Raw genomic sequence first — 17,537 nt, 5'->3', positions numbered from 1 at the left:
TTTCCGCCGGAACAAACCCATGCAGGATCAGACAGAGGGCGCGCCGCTCATCAAGCCCTCGACCACCGACCATCCGCTTTATCCGCAGATCGTCGAGGCCTGCCGGACGGTCTATGACCCGGAGATTCCGGTCAACATCTTCGACCTCGGCCTCGTCTACACGATCGAGATCGGTCAGGAGAACGAGGTCGAGATCACCATGACCCTGACCGCGCCGGGCTGCCCGGTGGCGGGCGAGATGCCGGGCTGGGTCGCGAATGCGGTCGAGCCGCTGCCCGGCGTGAAGCATGTCGATGTCAACATGACCTTCGACCCGCCCTGGGGCATGGACATGATGTCCGATGAGGCGCGCCTGGAACTCGGGTTCATGTAGGCCCATCAAGCCTTCAGACTTGATTTTTCGATTTTAAAGCCCTATGACTTGATGATCCTCGTCTCAAGTCTCAGGCCTTCATGACCCCTCGCCACAGCGCCATCCTGACCGGTGACCTCGTCGGCTCGACCAGCCGCCCCGCCAGCACGGTCGAACAGGCGATGGACGCGATCCGTGCAGCAGCGGCCGGGATCGCGGACTGGCAGGATCCCGCGCGTGATACCCGCTTCACCCGCTTCCGGGGCGACGGCTGGCAGATCGTGCTGGCCGAACCCAAGCTCTCGCTCCGCGCCGCGGTCGTCATCCAGGGCCGTCTCATGGCGCTGGGCCTCGAAAGCCGCATCTCCATCGGGGTCGGCCCGGCCCAAAGCCTCGGCACCGCCGACCTGTCCGACGCGACCGGAGAGGCCTTCGAACGCTCGGGCCGCGGGCTGGACCAGATGCCGGACAGCGCGCGCCTTGCCATCGACGGCGCCCCGGTCCTGGAAGAAGACCGCATGATCGCCGACCTCCTGGGCGAGCGCATGGGCCGCTGGACCGCCGCACAGGCCGAGGCGGCCGCAATGCAACTTGCCACGCCCGACCGCACCCCCACCCTGCAGGACATCGGCAAGACCCTGGGCATCAGCCCGCAGGCGGTGAACGACCGCGTGCGTGGCGCGGGCTGCCAGACCATTGCCTCTGTCCTGCGTCGGTGGGAAGCTGCGAAGCGCAACCAGGGGTGGAACGGGACGCCATGACCGAGACCTTCATCGCGCTGCTGTTCGCCCATACCCTGGCGGACTTCGTCTTGCAGAGCGACTGGATGGTCGCAAGCAAGCGCAATCCCCTGGCCCTGGGGCTGCACGGCCTGATCGTGGGTGCGACTGCGGTCGCGGCCACGGGCACTGTCCATCCCGCGCTTTTGGCCCTGGCCCTTGTCCATGTCGGAATCGACGTCGGCAAACTGATCCTCACATCGCAATGGAAAGGCTCTGCCGGCTTCGGGCCTTTCATGATCGACCAGGCGCTGCACCTTGTCAGCCTTGTGGCGCTGACGCTCTGGCTTCCGGACCTCTGGGCAAACGGGCTCTGGGCGCCGGGGGCGATCACCACCGGCGACGATGGGGGTATCCTTGGCACGGGCTTCTGGTCCGAGGAGATCGCCGTCCCGGTCAGCCAGCTGCCCGCCTTGATGGTCCTGATGACCGGCCTCATCCTCGCGACCCGCGCGGGCGGCTTCGCGGTCGGCCTGTTGATGGAGCCCTTCGCCCCGCATCTTGGCAAGGGGGACGCCTCGAAAAGCCTTCCCGGCGCGGGCCGAGTCATAGGCTATCTTGAGCGTGGGCTCATCTTTGCCCTGGTCCTCTTCGGCCAGGCGCAGGGCGTCGGGCTTCTCATCGCCGCCAAATCCATCCTCCGCTTCGGCGCGGTCAAGGACGACCGGAGGCTTTCGGAATATGTCATCATCGGCACCCTCGCCTCCTTCGGCTGGGCACTGATCGTGGCTTTCGCCACCCTTCACGCCCTTGCGCTTCTGCCCCCGCTTGGAATTCCGGCCGCGACGCCTTAGATTAGGCGTCAAAGGAGCACATCCATGTTCGGCATCCCCGGCAAAGCCGCCGTCACCTTGACCCCCGCCGCAACCCGCCAGATCGCGCGGCTCATGTCGCGTGAGGGGTCACAGGGCCTGCGCATCGGCGTCAAGAAGGGCGGCTGCGCGGGCATGGAATACACGATGGAATACGTCACCTCGGTCAATCCGCTGGACGAGGTGGTGGAGCAGGATGGCGCCCGGGTGATGATCGCCCCAATGGCCCAGATGTTCCTGATCGGCACCGAGATCGACTATGAGACGGGCCTTGTGGAAAGCGGCTTCAAGTTCCGCAATCCCAACGTGGTCGAGGCCTGCGGCTGCGGTGAATCGATCAAGTTCCGCGACGCCCCGGCGGCCTGACCCGCCTCTTTGGACGCATTGTTCTCGTTCTGCCGTCTTTTCCTTCGAGCGCTAACAGGCTAGGCGTTTGGCACCCTCAGAAGGATAGCAGACATGAAGAAACTCGCCGCCGGAAACTGGAAGATGAATGGCACCAAGGCCTCCTTGGCCGAGGTCACGGCGCTTCTTGCCGCCCATCCCGCCCCGGCCTGCGAGATGCTCCTTTGCCCGCCCGCCACGCTGATCGACCGCATGGCCGAGGCCGCGAAGGGTTCTCCCCTTCTGGTCGGCGCGCAGGATTGCCACGCCAAGCCGCAAGGGGCGCATACCGGCGACCTGTCGACCGCCATGCTGAAGGACGCGGGCGCGACACATGTCATCCTGGGCCACTCCGAACGGCGCACCGACCACGGCGAGACGGATGCGCTCGTCCGGGCCAAGGCGCAGGCGGTCGTGGACGCGGGCCTCGTCGCCATCGTCTGCATCGGCGAGACCGAGGCCGAGCGTGACTCGGGCAAGACCCTTGCGGTGATCGGCACGCAGATCGACGGCTCGATCCCGAACGGCGCAACGGCCACCAACCTCGTGGTCGCCTATGAACCCGTCTGGGCCATCGGCACCGGCCGCACGCCCACCCTGGCCGAGATCGCCGAGGTCCACAGTTTCCTCCGCGGTCGGCTGCGCGGCCTGATCGGGGAAGAGGCGAATGGCGTCCGGATCCTTTATGGCGGGTCGGTCAAGCCCTCGAATGCCACCGACATCTTTGCCGTTCCCCATGTCGACGGCGCGCTGGTCGGCGGGGCCAGCCTCAAGGCCTCTGATTTCGGCGCCATCGTCGCGGCACTTTCCGCCGCCTGACGACCTTGCCCTGTCGCGGACAGGCCAGCCCTGCCCGCGACCTCTCCCTAGGGTTTTCGCATGACAACTCTTGATCCGACGGCGCGACGTTCTCTCGTCGTCTCCAATCTCATATGCCTCGCCTCGATGGTGATCTGGGCCGCCGGACTTCCCGCTGCCGACCTCATCATCCCGCACATGCCGCCCGTCGCCCTGACCGCCTGCCGTGCGCTTCTGGCGGCTGCCGTGCTGCTCCCCATCTGGTGGCTGGTGGACGGCGGAAAGGCGGTCATGGGGGCCAACTGGCTGCGCGGCGCGTGGGTCGGCTTCGTGACCCTGGGCCTCGCCTCGTTCTTCGTCATCATCGCGCTTCAGTACAACGACCCGGTGACCGTCGCCATCGTCAGCGCGGTGATGCCCGTCATCGGGATCGTCCTGGAATGCGTGGCCGACAACCGCCCGTTCACCCGAGCCTTGGCCATCGGCCTCGTCCTGTCGGTGGCGGGTGGGTTGATCGCCGTGAACGGGGCCGAGGGCGAAGTCAGCTTCGGGATCGGCGTCCTGGCCGCCCTGGCCTCGGTCACCTTCTACACCTGGGGCTCGCGCGAGACGGTGAAGGCCTTCCCCGACATCACGCCGCTTGGCCGCAGCACCATCACCATCGCGGGCGGTGCCATCGTCGCGACCATCGCCGCGCTGGCCGACGGCGTGCTGCGGGATCAATGGCCCGACTGGGCGGCGATCGGCTGGGTCGAGTTCGGGGGTCTCGCCGCGTTCTCCATCGGCTCGATGGCCATCGCGCAACTCCTCTGGATCGTCTCGGTCGGCCGGATCGGCATCGGTGCCGCCTCGATGCACATGAATGCGGTGCCGTTCTACGTGATGCTGATGGTGTTCGTGGCAGGCGGCCCCTGGAACTGGTGGCAGACGCTTGGCGCGGGCATCGTCGTCACCGGAGCGGCCATCGCCCAAGGCCTGGTTGGCAAGGATCGGACATGATCGAGCTTTCGCAATCCCCGACCGAGCCCGCCTTTGTCCAGGACCCCTACCCCTTCTACGAACGCGCCCGTGCGGCCGGCCCGTTCTTCCACTGGACCGACTACAAGCTTGTCTGCACCGGCAATTCCGCCGCCGTGAACGCCATCTTCCGCGACCGCCGCTTTGGGCGCGAACCCGTCGAGCCGCCGGTCATCCCGCCGCACCTCGCCCCCTTCTACGCGGTCGAGACCCATTCGATGCTCGAGCTCGAGCCGCCCCGCCACACCCGGCTCCGCAATCTCGTCCTGCGCGCCTTCACCTCGCGCCGTATTGCCGGGCTGGCACCGGACATCACGGCGCTGGCAACGGAACTGGCCGCAGCCTGCCGTAAGGGCGAATTCGACCTTCTGACCGCCTTCGCCCAGCCCCTGCCCGTCCGCATCATCGCCCGGCTCCTCGGCGTCCCCGAGGAAATGGCGCCGGACCTCCTGAAGTGGTCCAACGCGATGGTCGGCATGTACATGGCCGGCCGCACCCGGGTGATGGAAGACAAGGCCGTCGCCGCGACTGAATCCTTCGTGGCCTTTCTCCGCGCATATGTCGAGGAGCGCCGCGCCCGCCCGGCCGACGACCTCATCACCCAGCTCATCGCCGCCGAAAGCGAGGGCGAGAAGCTCACCACCGACGAGCTGATCTCGACCTGCATTCTCCTGCTGAACGCCGGGCACGAGGCGACCGTCCACACCATTGGCAACGGCGTGAAGACGCTTCTGGAGACCCGCACTCCGCTTGCGGCCCTCGACCCGGAGAACGTCGAAGGCACGGTCGAGGAGATCCTCCGCTACGACCCGGCGCTGCACATGTTCACCCGCTGGGCCTATGAGGACATCGAGGTGATGGGCCACCAGTTCCGCCGCGGCGACCAGGTTGGCCTCCTCCTCGCCGCCGCGAACCGCGATCCGGGCGTCTGGGAGGACCCCGCGCGCTTCAACCCCGCGCGCCCGCCGAAACCGCTCGCCACCTTCGGCGCGGGCCTTCATTTCTGCGTCGGTGCGCCCCTCGCGCGCCTCGAACTGCAGATCGCCCTCCCGATCCTCTTCCAGCACCACCCCGGCCTGCGCCTGACGGCCCCCCCGGCTTACGCCGACGTCTACCACTTCCACGGGCTGAAAGAGCTTCGCGTGACCGCCTAACCCTTTCATCTTTGGACAAATATCCCCGCCGGAGGCACCTGAGGAGGAGGGCGCAAGCCCCGACGACGAGACAAAAGACTTGCGCGTCAGCGCTCCTTTTGAAACCCGCTCGTCACAGGGGCAGCACTGTCGTCGACTTGATCTCTTCCATGCTGAGAAGCGCCGTCACGTTGTAGATCCGCACTTCGGAAATCAGCGCCTGGTAGAATGTGTCATAGGCCCGCGCGTTCTTCACCCGCACCTTCAGGATATAGTCGATGTCCCCCGCCAGCCGGTGCGCCTCCAGCACCTCGGGCCGCTCGCGCAGCGCCTTCAGGAACTTCCGCTGCCACTCCGCCTCATGCTCCGAGGTCCGGATCAGCACGAAGAAACAGGCCTCCAGCCCCAGGGCCTCCGGGTCCAGGATCGCCGTCGTCCGGCTGATGACCCCCTGCTCGCGCATCCGGCGGATCCGGTTCCAGACGGGGGTCTTCGAGGACCCCACTTTCCGGGCGATTTCGTCCAGCGACTGCTCCGCATCCCCCTGCAGTTCCGACAGGATTTTCCGGTCCAGATCGTCCAGCGCGGCGCTCATTCCTGAATTCCCCTCTTTCGCGGAACACGGGTTCCCATCCCCCCCACTATCGGAACACGCGTCCTTATCTGCAAGGCTCCCTAGTGCCGGATGGGGAAAATATTCTATATTCCCATACAGGATTCCCCGACCGCCGAGGGCAAGATGAGCCGCCGCTTCACTCCGAAGATCGTGACCGCCAACCGCCTGCGCGAAGGCGATGTCGTCTACCTTACCGCCGACGACCGCTGGTCGCCCCTCCACCACGAGGCCGAGCTGATCGAGGACGAGGCCCACGCCCAGATGCGCCTCCTGCACGCCTCGGCCCAGAAACTCCTTGTGGTCGGCGCCTATCTGGCCGATGCAAAGCCCGGCGCAAAGGGCCCCGAGCCCACCCACTTCCGCGAGGAATTCCGCACCCGCGGCCCCTCGAACTACAACCACGGCAAGCAAGCCGATCTCGCAGGCTGACGCATGTATTCCTACTCCGACTTCGACGAAGCCTTCGTCCGCTCCCGCGTCGCGCAGTTCACCAACCAGGTCGAACGTCGGCTTGACGGCAGCCTGACCGAGGACGAGTTCCGCCCGCTGCGCCTGATGAACGGGCTCTACCTGCAGCTTCACGCCTACATGCTGCGCGTGGCGATCCCCTATGGCACGATCAGCCCGCGCCAGATGCGCCAGCTCGCCTATATCGCCGACACCTGGGACAAGGGCTACGGCCACTTCACCACCCGGCAGAACATCCAGTTCAACTGGCCGAAGCTGCCGGACGTGCCCGCGATCCTCTCGGCGCTGGCCGATGTAGAGATGCACGCGATCCAGACCTCGGGCAACTGCGTCCGGAACGTGACCGCCGACCACTTCGCCGGGGCCGCCGCGGATGAGATCGCCGACCCACGCCCCTATGCCGAGCTTCTGCGCCAGTGGTCGACCGACCACCCGGAATTCCAGTTCCTGCCCCGCAAGTTCAAGATCGCCATCACCGGCAGCCCGAACGACCGCGCCGTGACCAAGGCGCATGACATCGGCCTGCGCATGGTCCGCAATGCGGCTGGCGAGCCCGGCTTCGAGGTCATCGTCGGCGGTGGCCTTGGCCGTACCCCGATGATCGGCATGACCGTCCGCGACTTCCTGCCCGAGGCCGACCTGCTGCCTTATGTTGAGGCAGTTCTCAGCGTCTACAACGTGCTGGGCCGCCGCGACAACAAGTACAAGGCGCGGATCAAGATCACCCTGCACGAGACCGGCAAGGAAGAGATCACCCGCATGGTGGAGGAGGAGTTCGCCCGCCTTCGCCCGCTCTTCGGTGGCAACGACCAGAAGCTTCTGGCCGACATCCGCGCGGCCTTCGCGCCCCCGGCCTTCCGCAATGCACCGACCGACGCCTACGACGCCTTCTACAAGGCCGACCCGGTGTTCCGCGCCTGGGCGGACACCAACCTGACGCAGCACCGCAACGACCAGTATGCGATCGTCACGGTGAGCATCAAGGCGCATGGCGCGACCCCCGGGGATGCCACCAGCGACCAGATGAGGTTGCTCGCCGATCTGGCTGAAAAGTATGGCCATTCCGACCTGCGCATCAGCCACGAGCAGAACGTGATCCTGCCGCATGTCCACAAGTCGGACCTGCCCGCCCTGCACGCGGCGTTGGTGAAAGCTGGTCTCGGCACGGCGAACGTCGGGCTTCTGTCCGACATCATCGCCTGCCCCGGCATGGACTACTGTGCGCTGGCCACCGCCCGCTCGATCCCCGTCGCGCAGGAACTCGCCACGCATTTCGAGGCGCTGAAGCTGGAGCATGAGATCGGCCCGCTGAAGATCAAGATCTCGGGCTGCATCAACGCCTGCGGCCATCACCACGTGGGCCACATCGGCATCCTCGGCCTCGACCGCGCGGGCGTCGAGAACTACCAGATCACCCTTGGCGGCGATGGCACCGAGGACGCGGTGATTGGCGAAAAGACCGGCCCGGGCTTCGCCTACACGGAAATCGTCCCCGCCATCGAACGCATCCTGCGCGCCTATCTGGAACTTCGCACCGAGCCGTCCGAGACCTTCCTTCAGGCCTACAAGCGGGTCGGGATGGAGCCGTTCAAGGCCGCGCTCTACGACACGGAAGACGCCCAAGATGCCGCGTGACGGGCGCCACGAAGGCCCCGTGGCCGAACGGGTCGCCGCGCTGAACGCGCGCTACAAGCACCACTCGGCAACCGCCGTGCTGGAGCACGCGCTGAAGGACGAAGACCTGGGCCGCGTGGCGCTGGTGTCGTCCTTCGGGGCGGAATCCGTTGTGCTGCTGCACCTGGTCTCGGTCATCGCGCCCGAAACCCCGGTCCTCTTCATCGACACCCGGATGCTCTTCCAGGAAACGCTCGACTACCAGCGCGAGCTGGCCGAGAAGCTGCACCTCTGCGACATCCGCACGATACGCGCGAACCCGACCCGCGTCAGCTTCGAGGACCCGGACGGCACGCTCCACCAGTTCAACACCGACGCCTGCTGCAATGTCCGCAAGGTCGAACCGCTGGAACGCGCGCTCGCCCCCTTCGACGGCTGGATCACCGGGCGGAAGCGCTTCCAGAACGCCGACCGGGGCACCATCGACTTCTTCGAGAACGAGGGCGACTTCCGGATCAAGGTCAACCCGCTGGCCCATTGGGGGCGCGAGGACCTTGAGGAATACATGGTCGAGAACCGCCTGCCCCGGCATCCGCTGGTGGCCAAGGGCTACCCCTCCATCGGCTGCGCGCCCTGCACCAGCCCGGTGAAGCCCGGCGAGGACCCCCGTGCCGGACGCTGGCGCGGGCAGTCCAAGACCGAATGCGGCATCCATTTTATCGACGGCAAGGCCGTTCGGACCCCCAAGGAGAACGCGGCATGAGCGTGATCGTGACCGACGCGGGCTTCGCCCCCGCCCCCGAGCGTCAGGTTGTGGCGCTGGCCGACCTGACCGCCGAGGCCACTGCGGTGGACCTGTCCCACACCGATGACCCCTCGCTGCTGGAGGGCGCGCTGGACCGGCTGACGCTGATCCGTGTCGCTTTCCCGGCCTTCAACGACGGCCGCGCCTTCACGGTGGGCCGCAAGCTGCGGATGATGGGCTATAAGGGCCAGCTCCTGGCCCTTGGTCCCGTGATCGCCGACCAGTACGCCATGCTCCGCCGCGTGGGGTTCGACGGGGCCGAGATCCCGGACGAGATCGCCGCCCGCCAGCCCGAGGAGCAGTGGAAGTTCCGCGCCGCCGACTGGCAGGCGCACCACTATCAGGCCCGGCTCCGCGCCTGAGACCCACCCACCCCGAGATTTCGCCGCAGGGGGAAACCCTTCCCTTGCGGCGCCTGCTCGCTTATGGAGGCCACGAAGGCCATGACCGAGACGATGACAATGGACGCCGCCCGCCAGAAGCCCCACCTGCCCGACGCGCAGACCGTGACCTCGGTCCAGCATTGGACCGACCGTCTGTTCTCGTTCCGGGTGACCCGGCCGCAAAGCCTGCGGTTTCGCTCGGGCGAGTTCGTGATGATCGGGCTTCTCGGCGACAACGGGAAGCCACTTCTCCGGGCCTATTCCATCGCCTCGCCCGCTTGGGACGAGGAGTTGGAGTTCTACTCGATCAAGGTGCCCGACGGCCCGCTGACCTCGAAGCTCCAGCATATCCAGCCTGGGGACGAGATCATCCTGCGCCCCAAACCCGTGGGGACGCTGGTTCACGATGCCCTCATGCCGGGCAAACGGCTGTGGTTCCTGGCGACGGGGACCGGGATCGCGCCTTTCGCCTCGCTGATGCGGGAACCCGAGACCTATGAGAAGTACGACCAGGTCATCATGATGCACACCTGCCGCGAGGTGGCGGAGCTGGAGTATGGCCGGCGGCTGGTGGAAAGCCTGAAGGACGACCCGCTGATCGGAGAGCTGGTGGGCGACAAGCTGGTCTACTATCCGACGACGACCCGGGAACAGTTCCACCACATGGGGCGGGTCACGGACAACCTGTCCTCGGGCAAGGTCTTCGCGGACCTCGGCCTGCCGAAGATGAACCCCGCAGAAGACCGGGCGATGGTCTGCGGGAGCCTTGCCTTCAACGTCGATGTGAAGGCGATCCTGGAGGGGTTCGGGCTGCGCGAGGGGGCGAACTCGGACCCGAAGGAGTTCGTGGTCGAGAAGGCCTTCGTGGGCGACGGGATCTGACGCTGTCCACGGTGGACAAGATCTGATCACCCCATGAAATCAAGCCCTTGCGATTTTCTGTTAGGGTGGTGTTAACTTTTGGAAATGGGGCCGCAGGGGCTTTCCTGCGGCCCTTTTCCTTTGCCGCAATCACGCAAAGAAAAAGGCCGCGAGCATCGCCCGCGGCCTTCCGGTTTCGGCGAGTGCCGAAGGATTACATACCAAGCGCGGTCTTGACCTGCGCGATGGTGTCGGCGACCAGCGCCGGGTTGGCGCGGGCAGCTTCGACGGCGGTCTTCAGCGTGGTCTTGGTCGCGTCGTCGAGGGCCGAGCCATCGATCAGCGCCACGACGGCGTCAGCGTTGAAGTTCGCCGGGTCCAGAGCAGCGGCGGCCGCATCGGTCGCAGCGGCAGCGGCGTCGCCGGCAGCTTCCGTGGTCGCAGCAGCGGCGTCGGTCGCGGCTTCGGTCGCCTCGGTGGCGGCTTCGGTCGCAGCCTCGGTGGTCGCGGCAGCGGCGTCGGTCGCAGCCTCGGTCGTGGCAGCGGCGGCGTCGGTCGCAGCTTCGGTGGTCGCAGCTGCGGCGGCAGCGGCTTCGTCAGCGGCCTTCTGCGCTGCAGCGGCTGCCTCTTCGGCAGCCTTGGCGGCAGCCTCTTCGGCGGCCTTGGCGTCAGCTTCGGCCTGAGCGGCGGCGGCAGCAGCAGCTTCCGCGGCTTCCTGAGCCGGCTTGTAGCTGAACTGGTAGTAGCCGCCAGCGGCGAGAAGGACGACGATGGCGCCGATGATAACGGTTCTGTTCATGACTTATACTCCCATGACCGGAGCTAGCGCCCGGATGGCGCCCATATGGCAGCTTGGCCGGGAAATGAAAAGGGTGCCGCAGTGCAGCACGGCGAAAATCGCCGGAAACCTGCGGAAAACTGGAACTCCGGCGGGCTGCGCGGGTTGCAGATACGCGCGCCGACGTCTAGATTGCCGGGCGCAAATCAACCATCCAAGGACGACTACCATAGCCCGCAGACCGCACAATGCCCCGCCGCAACGCGAAACCGGTCCCCGCATCAACGACCGCATCCGCGCTCCGGAGATCCGCCTGATCGGCGCGGATGGCGAGAATGTCGGGGTGGTGACCCCCGCCCGCGCGATGCAGATGGCCGAGGAAGCCGGACTTGACCTGGTGGAGATCTCGCCCACGGCGGTTCCGCCGGTCTGCAAGATCATGGACTTCGGCAAGTTCAAGTACGAGACGCAGAAGCGCGAGGCCGAGGCACGCAAGAAGCAGAAGATCATCGAGATCAAGGAAATCAAGTTCCGCCCGGGCACCGACATCCATGACTACCAGGTCAAGATGCGGTCCGTGATGAAGTTCCTGGAGGAAGGCGACAAGGTGAAGGTCACGCTGCGCTTCCGCGGTCGCGAGATGGCGCACCAGGAGCTGGGGCTGGAGCTTCTGAACCGCGTCGCCGCCGATGTGGGCGAGGCCGGCAAGATCGAGTCGATGCCGAAGCTGGAAGGCCGGCAGATGGTGATGATGGTCGCGCCGAAGTAAACGGCCATCGAAGCCGGGACGACTGCGGGGGCTTCGGCCCCCGTTTCATTTTGCCTCGCGCAACCGTCCGCGGGTCGGGATTTCCTTCAGAAGGCCGCCGACCCCCATTCCCGCAATGTCCTGCGCGGTCACCGGAACGCCGCAGATCAGCCGTTCCATCACCCAGTCCGCCCCGTTGAGGGCCGGGCTCCGGACACATCCCGGCAGACCGATGACGGGTGTCCCCTTCAGGCTGCCGAGGAAGAGGAGGTTGCCCGGGTCCACGGGCATTCCGAAACGGTCGACCGAGCCCCCTGCCCTGCGGACGGCTTCTGGCGCCACGTCATGGGGATCCGACGTGGCCGAGGCGGTGAGGATCAGGATCAGTTCGGCCTCGACGCCCGCGAGGGTGGCAGCCAGGTCGGCTTCGCGGTGCGGGCTGTGGAGATGTGCCGTGAGGCCCGCCCCCAGCGCCTCGATACGACGGATGATGGCCTCGACACCAAGCGCCCTGGCGTTCGGGTCGGTGTGGGTCTCGACCAGGGCGACGCGCTGCAGACGTGGAGGATGAAGGCGAAGGGCCTCCCCTCCGGCGGCGCAAGCGGCGCGGACCGAGGCCTCGGCAACGCCGTAGGCGATGATCTTGACCGTCGCGGCCATTTCCCCAGCGGCAAGCCTTTGCCAGCGCGGCACGGTCGCAAGGGTGACCATCGGGTCTACGGCATTCAGCGCGTCCACCCGGTCGGCGCGCACCTCCAGCACCCCGGCACTGCGCGCATGGAGGTTGACGCGGCCCGTGCCGACGGGGCGGAGGTCGAGGCCTGCCGCTTCCGGGTCGGGGACCAGGGCCTGGGCGATGGCCAGGGCGGCGGCGTCCTCGTGCAGGTCGCTGGGGTCAAGGCGGGCGGCGATGACTTCGCTGCGGCCGATGGCCTGAAGCTGGACGATCTCGTCCGGGCCAAGGGTGCAGCCCTTCCGCAGGCGGCCTTCGGAAAGCGCGACGGAATGGGCGAGGATCGCGCCTTCCGCTTGCCAAAGGGGAACCGGGCCGAAGCGCATTACTTTCGCAGCACACTGGTGACCTGGGCCATGATCGAGACGGCGATCTCGGCCGGAGTCTTGGCGCCGATGTCGAGGCCCACGGGGGCATGGATCTTCGCGATCTGGTCGGGGGTGAAGCCCTCGGCCGTCAGGCGGTCGACGCGTTTCGCATGGGTCCGGGTAGAGCCGAGGCAGCCCAGGTAGAAAGCCGGCGAGTTCAGCGCGAAACGGATCGCGGGGTCGTCGAGTTTCGGGTCGTGGGTCAGGGTGACGATAGCGGTGCGGGCGTCGGGTCTGAGGGCCGCCAGCGCCTCGTCAGGCCAATCGTCGAGGATGGTCTCTCCCGGGAAGCGGTCCTGCGACCCGAAGGCCGCGCGGGGGTCGATGAGGGTGGGCGCGTAGCCGCAGGTGCGGGCGATCTGGAGAAGCGGCTGCGCAATGTGGACCGCGCCGATGACGATCAGGCGAAGCGGCGGGTTGTGGATGGCGATGAAGCGGCCGTCCTCTTCCATGCCAGAGCGGTCAGAGCGGAAACGGGCGTCGGCGGCGGGGTCTTCGCCGGGCTGGACGAGGCGTCTGTCCCAGGTGGAGGGGGTGGTGACGATGGCGGCGGCGTGGGGGGCGGCGCGGGCTTCGACGAGCTTTTCGAGGAGGGATGCGGGAAGTGCCTCAGAGCCGTCGCCGATGGGTTCGACCAGCACGCGGATCGTGCCCCCGCAGGCGAGGCCCGCGGCGAAGGCGGTCTCATCGTTGACGCCGAAGGTCAGCACGCGGGACTTGCGGTCCTGCAGCGCGTCGAGGGCCTCGGTGATGACGGCGCCTTCGACGCAGCCGCCGGAGACGGAGCCAAGCATCTCTCCTTCGCCCGAGATGGCGAGCTGGCTGCCCGCCTGGCGGGGGGCGGAGCCCCAGGTCTCGATCACGGTGGCAAGGGCGGCGCCTTTGCCGGCGCGGTGCCAGGCGAGGGCGGCTTCGGGGATCTGGTCGTGGGCGGCGGTCATGGCGGCGAGTATGCGTCCGGGCGGGGCGCGATGCCACCAAAATGAAGCGCCGCGGGGGATGCCCGCGGCGCGACTTTGGTATGGGGTGCGGGCTTAGCCGCGGTCGGCGGTGCGCAGGAGCGGCGTGATCACCCGGACCTCGACCCGGCGGTTGCGGGCTTCGCTTGCCTGGGTGTCGATCAGGAGCTCCGTCTCGCCATAGCCCTGGACGACCATGTTCTCCGGCGGGATGTCGAAGTATTCGGTCAGAGCCAGAGCCACCGACTCCGCGCGGCGGTCGGACAGCGCGAGGTTCATCGCCGCCTTGCCGGTTGCGTCGGTGTGGCCTTCGATCAGGAAGACCTCGCGCGGGTTCTCGTCCAGAAGCTCCTGCATGACGCGGCCGAGATCGGCGAGGTCACGCGCCTCCTCCGGCGGGATGGCGGCAGAGCCGGAGGCGAAGGTGACCGGCTCCACGTCGATGGTCGCGGCAAGCGCCCGCACTTCCGGGATCTCGCGGATCTGGCGGAGCGAGAACTTGCGGCCGGCGCTTTCGGCTTCCAGCGCGGCAAGCTCGCGCTTGAGGGCGAGGTCGTCGTCCTTGGCCGAGATCACGATGCGGCGCTTCGGCTGCGGCAGGTCGCGGATAACGACGACTTCCTCTTCGGCGAGATCGTCGATCAGCACGATCTCGCGACCAAGGTCGTCATAGGTCGCGCGGCGCAGGACGCGGCCGGTGGCCGAGCGGATGGTCACCACCTGCGTGCCGTCCGCGCGTTCCACGATGGTGCGGGTCGAGCCGTCGCGGAAGGTTTCCGTGCGCACGGTCGAGCCGGGGCGACGGATGATCGTGTCGTCGTCCTTGAGCACCCGGTAGGTGCCGTCGGGCTGGAGCACGATGACGCGGTCGCCGGTGTTCGACACGACGCGGCTTTCCCCCGGTCCCATCGTCGAGACGGTGGTCTCGGTCGCGGCGGCCTCGCGGTTGTTCTTGATGATCGCGCCGACGGCGAGGGCACCAAGCGCCAGAAGACCTGCCTTTTCGAGGTCGGAGAGACCGCTCTTGCGGCCATCGCCAAGCGCCTTGGGCGCGGCGGCGAATTCCTCGGCCGAGCTGCGGGCGGTTTCCTCGGTGATGGTCTGGGTCACGGCGGCCACGACCGATTCCGGGTTCGCTTCGGGGATCGGCGCGCCTTCTTCCGCCGGAGCGGCGGTCACCAGCTCGGCCGCGGCAAGCGTCGAGGGGTCAATTGCCGTCGGGTCGGCGGTCAGAAGTTCCGTCAGGCTTTCCACTTCGGTCTCGGTGACCTGCGGGGCTTCCACCGGCTCGACCTCGACAGCCGGGTCGGGCTCGGCAACCGCAAGACCGGCGGCAGGATCGACGATTTCGGCACCTTCGGTGAGGTTGAGCTCGGCCTCGGCTTCGGCCAACGCTTCGGCTGCAACGGCCGGGTCGACGGTTTCACCCGTGGCAGGGTCGGCGGCGACTTCGGCCTCGGCTTCGACCGTGCCCTCCACAGCAGTTTCGGCTGCGGCCGGATCTTCGGCTGCAGGGTCTTCGGTCACCGCCTCGGCCGCGGGTTCTTCGGCGGCAGGCTCTTCCGCGACGGGTTCCTCGGCAGCCGGCTCTTCGGCCACCGGTGCCTCAACGGCGGGTTCTTCCGCTACAGGTTCTTCGGCAGCCGGCTCTTCGGCCACAGGGGCCTCGGCAGCAGGTTCTTCGGCGACGGGCTCTTCCACCGCAGGCTCTTCGGCCACGGGTTCTTCCGCCACGGGCTCTTCGACCACGGCAGGCTCTTCCGCGGCGGGTTCTTCCGCAGCGGGTTCTTCGGTCACGACCGGCTCTTCGGCCACCGGTTCCTCAGCCGCAGGCTCTTCCGCAACAGTCTCTTCGGCAGCGGGTTCCTCCACGACGGGTTCTTCAGCCGGGGCTTCCTCCACGGCGGGTTCTTCCGCGGGCGCAGCCGCTTCTGCAGCCGCAGCTTCGGCGGCGGCGGCTTCGGCGGCGGCTTGCGCCTGGGCTTCCGCCTCGGCGGCGGCCTGAGCGGCGGCCTCGGCGGCAGCCTGTTCCTCGGCGGCCTTGGCCGCAGCGGCTTCCGCCTCGGCCTGGGCCTGCGCTTCCGCCTCGGCGGCGGCAGCCGCAGCGGCGGCGGCGGCGTCAGCTTCGGCCTGGGCCTGCGCCTGGGCTTCCGCCTCGGCGGCGGCAGCGGCTTCGGCAGCGGCGGCAGCCTCGGCATCGGCCTGGGCCTTGGCCTCGGCTTCAGCCTGGGCGGCGGCTTCAGCGGCGGCGGCCTCTTCCGCGGCGGCAGCGGCGGCGGCCTCGGCTTCAGCGGCGGCAGCAGCAGCGGCGTCCGCTTCCATCTGCGCGATGATCGCGTCCAGGTCGCAGGCCGCGTCAGCCGTCGGCACGCAAAGCACGGCGCCGTCCGGCCCCGTGACCGAGCCATCCTCGTTCAGCACCTGGGCGAAGCCAGGCATGGTGCCCAGGGGGCTGATCGCCACCGAAAGGGCCGTGGTGGATACCAGAAGCTTTTTCATCAAGCAGTCCTCATTCTAAGGGCGCGGGAGTAACGGACATGAATTCATCCGGTTCCCGGTGGGCCCGACACGCATCAACTAGGGGCACGGGGTGCTGATATGCCATATCACCGGCTTGCCAAGGCATAACTCGGCGGGAAGGCGCCTTACGTGCGGATTGCTGCCAGAAGCCGGTCGCGTTCGCCGTGGTCGGAAGGCTCTGAAATTGCTTGGCCAAGCGCTTCCAGCGAGGCGATGGAGTGGCCGGCGCGGAAGCTGTCGACATGGGGCAGGATCGCGCGGATGCCTTGCGCCCGGGGGGCGAAGCCCGTCCAGCGAAGAAGCGGGTTCAGCCAGATGAGCCTGCGGCAGGAGAGGTGGAGGCGTTCGACCTCCTTCGCCAGAAGCGCCGTGTCGTCGCGGTCGAGGCCATCGGTGATGAGGAGGACCACGGCCCCCTGCCCCAGCACGCGGCGCGACCAGTCGCGGTTGAAGGCGTGGAGCGATTGGCCGATCCGCGTGCCGCCTGACCAGTCCTGCGCTTCGCTTCCGGCGGCCTTGAGGGCGGCATCGACATCTCGGGCGCGGAGGTGTCGCGTGATGTTGGTGAGGCGGGTGCCGAAGGTGAAGGCGTGGACCTTCGCCCAGCCCTGGCCTTTGCGGTTGGCCACGGCGTGGACGAAGTGGAGGACCATGCGGGAGTAGTCTGCCATCGACCCGGAGATGTCGCAGAGGACGACGAGGTTCGGCCAGCGGGTGACGGGGGCCTTGTATTTGAGCCGGGTCAGTTCGCCGCCGTGGCGCATGGCCTCGCGCAGGGTGCGGCGGGCGTCGATGCGGGCGGTGAGGGTGGAGGCCTGGCTGCGCCGGGTCTTCAGCGGCTGAACCGGGAGGGAGAGCTTCGCCAGCATCCGCTTCGCCTCGGCGATTTCGGCGGCGGACATCTGTTCGAAGTCGAGCGTCTTGAGCCGTTCCTCGGCTGACATGGTGGCGGTGGCGTCGATCTCGATCTGGTCGCCTTCGGGGGTGTCGGTTTTCGGCGGTGGGGGGAGTTGCCCGTCGAGGAGCGCTTCGGCCGCGCGCTTCTCGGCGGCCTGGGCGGCGCGGTCCTCCTGCACGCCATGCACCTGGGGGAGCATCAGGGACATCATGTGGTCGAGGTAGCGCGGGTCGCGCCAGAAGAGCCGGAAGACCTGGGCGAAGAGGCTGCGCTCCTCGGGGCGGGAGACGAAGATGGCCTGGAGGGTGAAGTAGAAATCCTCGCGCCGGTCGAAGCCTGCGGCGGCGACGGCGTTCACCGCATCGAGCGTGCGGCCGGGGCCGACGGGGAGGCCCGCCTTGCGCAGCGCGCGGGCGAAATGGGCGATGTTGTGGGCGAGCTTGCCGTCCTCGGGGATCTCCAGGGCGGGATAGGTCGGGGACATGGGCTGACCCCGGGGGGGTTGAAACCC

Annotated in this window: 19 protein-coding genes; 13 read left to right on the top strand and 6 right to left on the bottom strand. The window is 67.6% G+C overall.

Annotated elements, in window-relative coordinates; genetic code table 11:
- Positions 1–19: 19 nt before the first annotated feature.
- The 7 genes from ACE3Q6_RS12285 (at position 20) to ACE3Q6_RS12255 (ending at position 5,296) form a co-directional block, all read left to right on the top strand.
- On the top strand, positions 20–373 hold the full coding sequence (locus ACE3Q6_RS12285) for an SUF system Fe-S cluster assembly protein (RefSeq protein WP_374432539.1): 354 nt from the start codon (positions 20–22) through the stop codon (positions 371–373).
- An 80-nt stretch (positions 374–453) separates the two neighbouring features.
- A complete protein-coding gene (locus ACE3Q6_RS12280; protein WP_374432538.1) occupies positions 454–1,113 on the top strand; it encodes a hypothetical protein in 660 nt (219 codons plus the stop codon).
- Positions 1,110–1,925: a DUF3307 domain-containing protein gene (locus tag ACE3Q6_RS12275; protein ID WP_374432537.1), complete on the top strand. Its 816-nt coding sequence runs from the start codon at positions 1,110–1,112 to the stop codon at positions 1,923–1,925. The genes ACE3Q6_RS12280 and ACE3Q6_RS12275 overlap by 4 nt, the downstream gene beginning before the upstream one ends.
- A gap of 24 nt (positions 1,926–1,949) precedes the next feature.
- Entirely contained in the window at positions 1,950–2,309 is a 360-nt protein-coding gene (locus tag ACE3Q6_RS12270) for a HesB/IscA family protein (protein WP_374432536.1), read from the top strand.
- A gap of 93 nt (positions 2,310–2,402) precedes the next feature.
- A complete protein-coding gene (gene tpiA, locus ACE3Q6_RS12265; RefSeq protein WP_374432535.1) occupies positions 2,403–3,146 on the top strand; it encodes a triose-phosphate isomerase in 744 nt (247 codons plus the stop codon).
- Between the two features lie 60 nt (positions 3,147–3,206).
- The gene (locus ACE3Q6_RS12260) at positions 3,207–4,124 is read left to right on the top strand and encodes a DMT family transporter (RefSeq protein WP_374432534.1); all 918 of its coding nucleotides are present in this window, start codon (positions 3,207–3,209) and stop codon (positions 4,122–4,124) included.
- Complete coding sequence (locus tag ACE3Q6_RS12255) at positions 4,121–5,296, top strand: cytochrome P450 (RefSeq protein ID WP_374432533.1); 1,176 nt, start codon at positions 4,121–4,123, stop codon at positions 5,294–5,296. Before ACE3Q6_RS12260 ends, ACE3Q6_RS12255 begins: the two co-directional genes overlap by 4 nt.
- 112 nt (positions 5,297–5,408) lie before the next feature.
- Here the strand turns inward: ACE3Q6_RS12255 and ACE3Q6_RS12250 are convergent, their stop codons facing one another.
- Complete coding sequence (locus tag ACE3Q6_RS12250; RefSeq protein WP_374432532.1) at positions 5,409–5,870, bottom strand: Lrp/AsnC family transcriptional regulator; 462 nt, start codon at positions 5,868–5,870, stop codon at positions 5,409–5,411.
- Positions 5,871–6,014: 144 nt separating this feature from the next.
- Here ACE3Q6_RS12250 and ACE3Q6_RS12245 point away from each other — a divergent pair, with 144 nt between their 5' ends.
- The 5 genes from ACE3Q6_RS12245 to ACE3Q6_RS12225 all read left to right on the top strand — a co-directional run bounded on the left by ACE3Q6_RS12245 (position 6,015) and on the right by ACE3Q6_RS12225 (position 10,043).
- Positions 6,015–6,320: a DUF2849 domain-containing protein gene (locus tag ACE3Q6_RS12245; protein WP_374432531.1), complete on the top strand. Its 306-nt coding sequence runs from the start codon at positions 6,015–6,017 to the stop codon at positions 6,318–6,320.
- 3 nt (positions 6,321–6,323) lie between these two features.
- The gene (locus tag ACE3Q6_RS12240; protein WP_374432530.1) at positions 6,324–7,994 is read left to right on the top strand and encodes a nitrite/sulfite reductase; all 1,671 of its coding nucleotides are present in this window, start codon (positions 6,324–6,326) and stop codon (positions 7,992–7,994) included.
- Positions 7,984–8,736 carry a phosphoadenylyl-sulfate reductase gene (locus ACE3Q6_RS12235; protein ID WP_374432529.1) on the top strand — a complete coding sequence of 251 codons (753 nt, stop codon included), beginning with the start codon at positions 7,984–7,986 and terminating at the stop codon, positions 8,734–8,736. The genes ACE3Q6_RS12240 and ACE3Q6_RS12235 overlap by 11 nt, the downstream gene beginning before the upstream one ends.
- Complete coding sequence (locus ACE3Q6_RS12230; RefSeq protein ID WP_374432528.1) at positions 8,733–9,140, top strand: DUF934 domain-containing protein; 408 nt, start codon at positions 8,733–8,735, stop codon at positions 9,138–9,140. Before ACE3Q6_RS12235 ends, ACE3Q6_RS12230 begins: the two co-directional genes overlap by 4 nt.
- A gap of 81 nt (positions 9,141–9,221) precedes the next feature.
- A complete protein-coding gene (locus ACE3Q6_RS12225) occupies positions 9,222–10,043 on the top strand; it encodes a ferredoxin--NADP reductase (RefSeq protein ID WP_374432527.1) in 822 nt (273 codons plus the stop codon).
- Positions 10,044–10,236: 193 nt separating this feature from the next.
- On the opposite strand, the gene ACE3Q6_RS12220 is transcribed toward ACE3Q6_RS12225, so the two are convergent.
- A complete protein-coding gene (locus ACE3Q6_RS12220) occupies positions 10,237–10,821 on the bottom strand; it encodes a hypothetical protein (protein WP_374432526.1) in 585 nt (194 codons plus the stop codon).
- A gap of 208 nt (positions 10,822–11,029) precedes the next feature.
- Between ACE3Q6_RS12220 and infC the strand changes: the two genes are divergently transcribed.
- On the top strand, positions 11,030–11,569 hold the full coding sequence (gene infC / locus ACE3Q6_RS12215; protein ID WP_374432688.1) for a translation initiation factor IF-3: 540 nt from the start codon (positions 11,030–11,032) through the stop codon (positions 11,567–11,569).
- 45 nt (positions 11,570–11,614) lie between these two features.
- On the opposite strand, the gene ACE3Q6_RS12210 is transcribed toward infC, so the two are convergent.
- From ACE3Q6_RS12210 to ACE3Q6_RS12195, 4 genes are all read right to left on the bottom strand, one after another.
- Positions 11,615–12,607, bottom strand: coding sequence for a molybdopterin-binding protein (locus ACE3Q6_RS12210; protein WP_374432524.1), 993 nt, complete (start codon positions 12,605–12,607; stop codon positions 11,615–11,617).
- Positions 12,607–13,590 carry an XdhC family protein gene (locus tag ACE3Q6_RS12205; RefSeq protein ID WP_374432523.1) on the bottom strand — a complete coding sequence of 328 codons (984 nt, stop codon included), beginning with the start codon at positions 13,588–13,590 and terminating at the stop codon, positions 12,607–12,609. The genes ACE3Q6_RS12210 and ACE3Q6_RS12205 overlap by 1 nt, the downstream gene beginning before the upstream one ends.
- A gap of 93 nt (positions 13,591–13,683) precedes the next feature.
- On the bottom strand, positions 13,684–16,107 hold the full coding sequence (locus ACE3Q6_RS12200) for an OmpA family protein (RefSeq protein ID WP_374432522.1): 2,424 nt from the start codon (positions 16,105–16,107) through the stop codon (positions 13,684–13,686).
- A gap of 146 nt (positions 16,108–16,253) precedes the next feature.
- Entirely contained in the window at positions 16,254–17,510 is a 1,257-nt protein-coding gene (locus tag ACE3Q6_RS12195; RefSeq protein ID WP_374432521.1) for a VWA domain-containing protein, read from the bottom strand.
- Positions 17,511–17,537: the final 27 nt, after the last annotated feature.

The sequence above is a fragment of the Tabrizicola sp. genome (assembly GCF_041913445.1).
Taxonomy (GTDB): Bacteria; Pseudomonadota; Alphaproteobacteria; order Rhodobacterales; family Rhodobacteraceae; genus Tabrizicola.
The sequence above is the reverse complement of the archived record's forward strand: the minus strand, read 5'-3'. Positions and strand labels throughout refer to the sequence as shown.

Bases quoted from the DNA above. Each gene is read 5' to 3' on its own strand.
- ACE3Q6_RS12240 (WP_374432530.1), top strand. From the start codon at position 6,324: ATGTATTCCTACTCCGACTTCGACGAAGCCTTCGTCCGCTCCCGCGTC.
- ACE3Q6_RS12270 (WP_374432536.1), top strand. From the start codon at position 1,950: ATGTTCGGCATCCCCGGCAAAGCCGCCGTCACCTTGACCCCCGCCGCA.
- ACE3Q6_RS12280 (WP_374432538.1), top strand. From the start codon at position 454: ATGACCCCTCGCCACAGCGCCATCCTGACCGGTGACCTCGTCGGCTCG.
- ACE3Q6_RS12275 (WP_374432537.1), top strand. From the start codon at position 1,110: ATGACCGAGACCTTCATCGCGCTGCTGTTCGCCCATACCCTGGCGGAC.
- tpiA (WP_374432535.1), top strand. From the start codon at position 2,403: ATGAAGAAACTCGCCGCCGGAAACTGGAAGATGAATGGCACCAAGGCC.
- ACE3Q6_RS12230 (WP_374432528.1), top strand. From the start codon at position 8,733: ATGAGCGTGATCGTGACCGACGCGGGCTTCGCCCCCGCCCCCGAGCGT.
- ACE3Q6_RS12255 (WP_374432533.1), top strand. From the start codon at position 4,121: ATGATCGAGCTTTCGCAATCCCCGACCGAGCCCGCCTTTGTCCAGGAC.
- ACE3Q6_RS12195 (WP_374432521.1), bottom strand. From the start codon at position 17,510: ATGTCCCCGACCTATCCCGCCCTGGAGATCCCCGAGGACGGCAAGCTC.
- ACE3Q6_RS12210 (WP_374432524.1), bottom strand. From the start codon at position 12,607: ATGCGCTTCGGCCCGGTTCCCCTTTGGCAAGCGGAAGGCGCGATCCTC.
- ACE3Q6_RS12235 (WP_374432529.1), top strand. From the start codon at position 7,984: ATGCCGCGTGACGGGCGCCACGAAGGCCCCGTGGCCGAACGGGTCGCC.
- ACE3Q6_RS12205 (WP_374432523.1), bottom strand. From the start codon at position 13,590: ATGACCGCCGCCCACGACCAGATCCCCGAAGCCGCCCTCGCCTGGCAC.
- ACE3Q6_RS12250 (WP_374432532.1), bottom strand. From the start codon at position 5,870: ATGAGCGCCGCGCTGGACGATCTGGACCGGAAAATCCTGTCGGAACTG.
- ACE3Q6_RS12260 (WP_374432534.1), top strand. From the start codon at position 3,207: ATGACAACTCTTGATCCGACGGCGCGACGTTCTCTCGTCGTCTCCAAT.
- ACE3Q6_RS12225 (WP_374432527.1), top strand. From the start codon at position 9,222: ATGACCGAGACGATGACAATGGACGCCGCCCGCCAGAAGCCCCACCTG.
- ACE3Q6_RS12220 (WP_374432526.1), bottom strand. From the start codon at position 10,821: ATGAACAGAACCGTTATCATCGGCGCCATCGTCGTCCTTCTCGCCGCT.
- ACE3Q6_RS12245 (WP_374432531.1), top strand. From the start codon at position 6,015: ATGAGCCGCCGCTTCACTCCGAAGATCGTGACCGCCAACCGCCTGCGC.
- ACE3Q6_RS12200 (WP_374432522.1), bottom strand. From the start codon at position 16,107: ATGAAAAAGCTTCTGGTATCCACCACGGCCCTTTCGGTGGCGATCAGC.
- ACE3Q6_RS12285 (WP_374432539.1), top strand. From the start codon at position 20: ATGCAGGATCAGACAGAGGGCGCGCCGCTCATCAAGCCCTCGACCACC.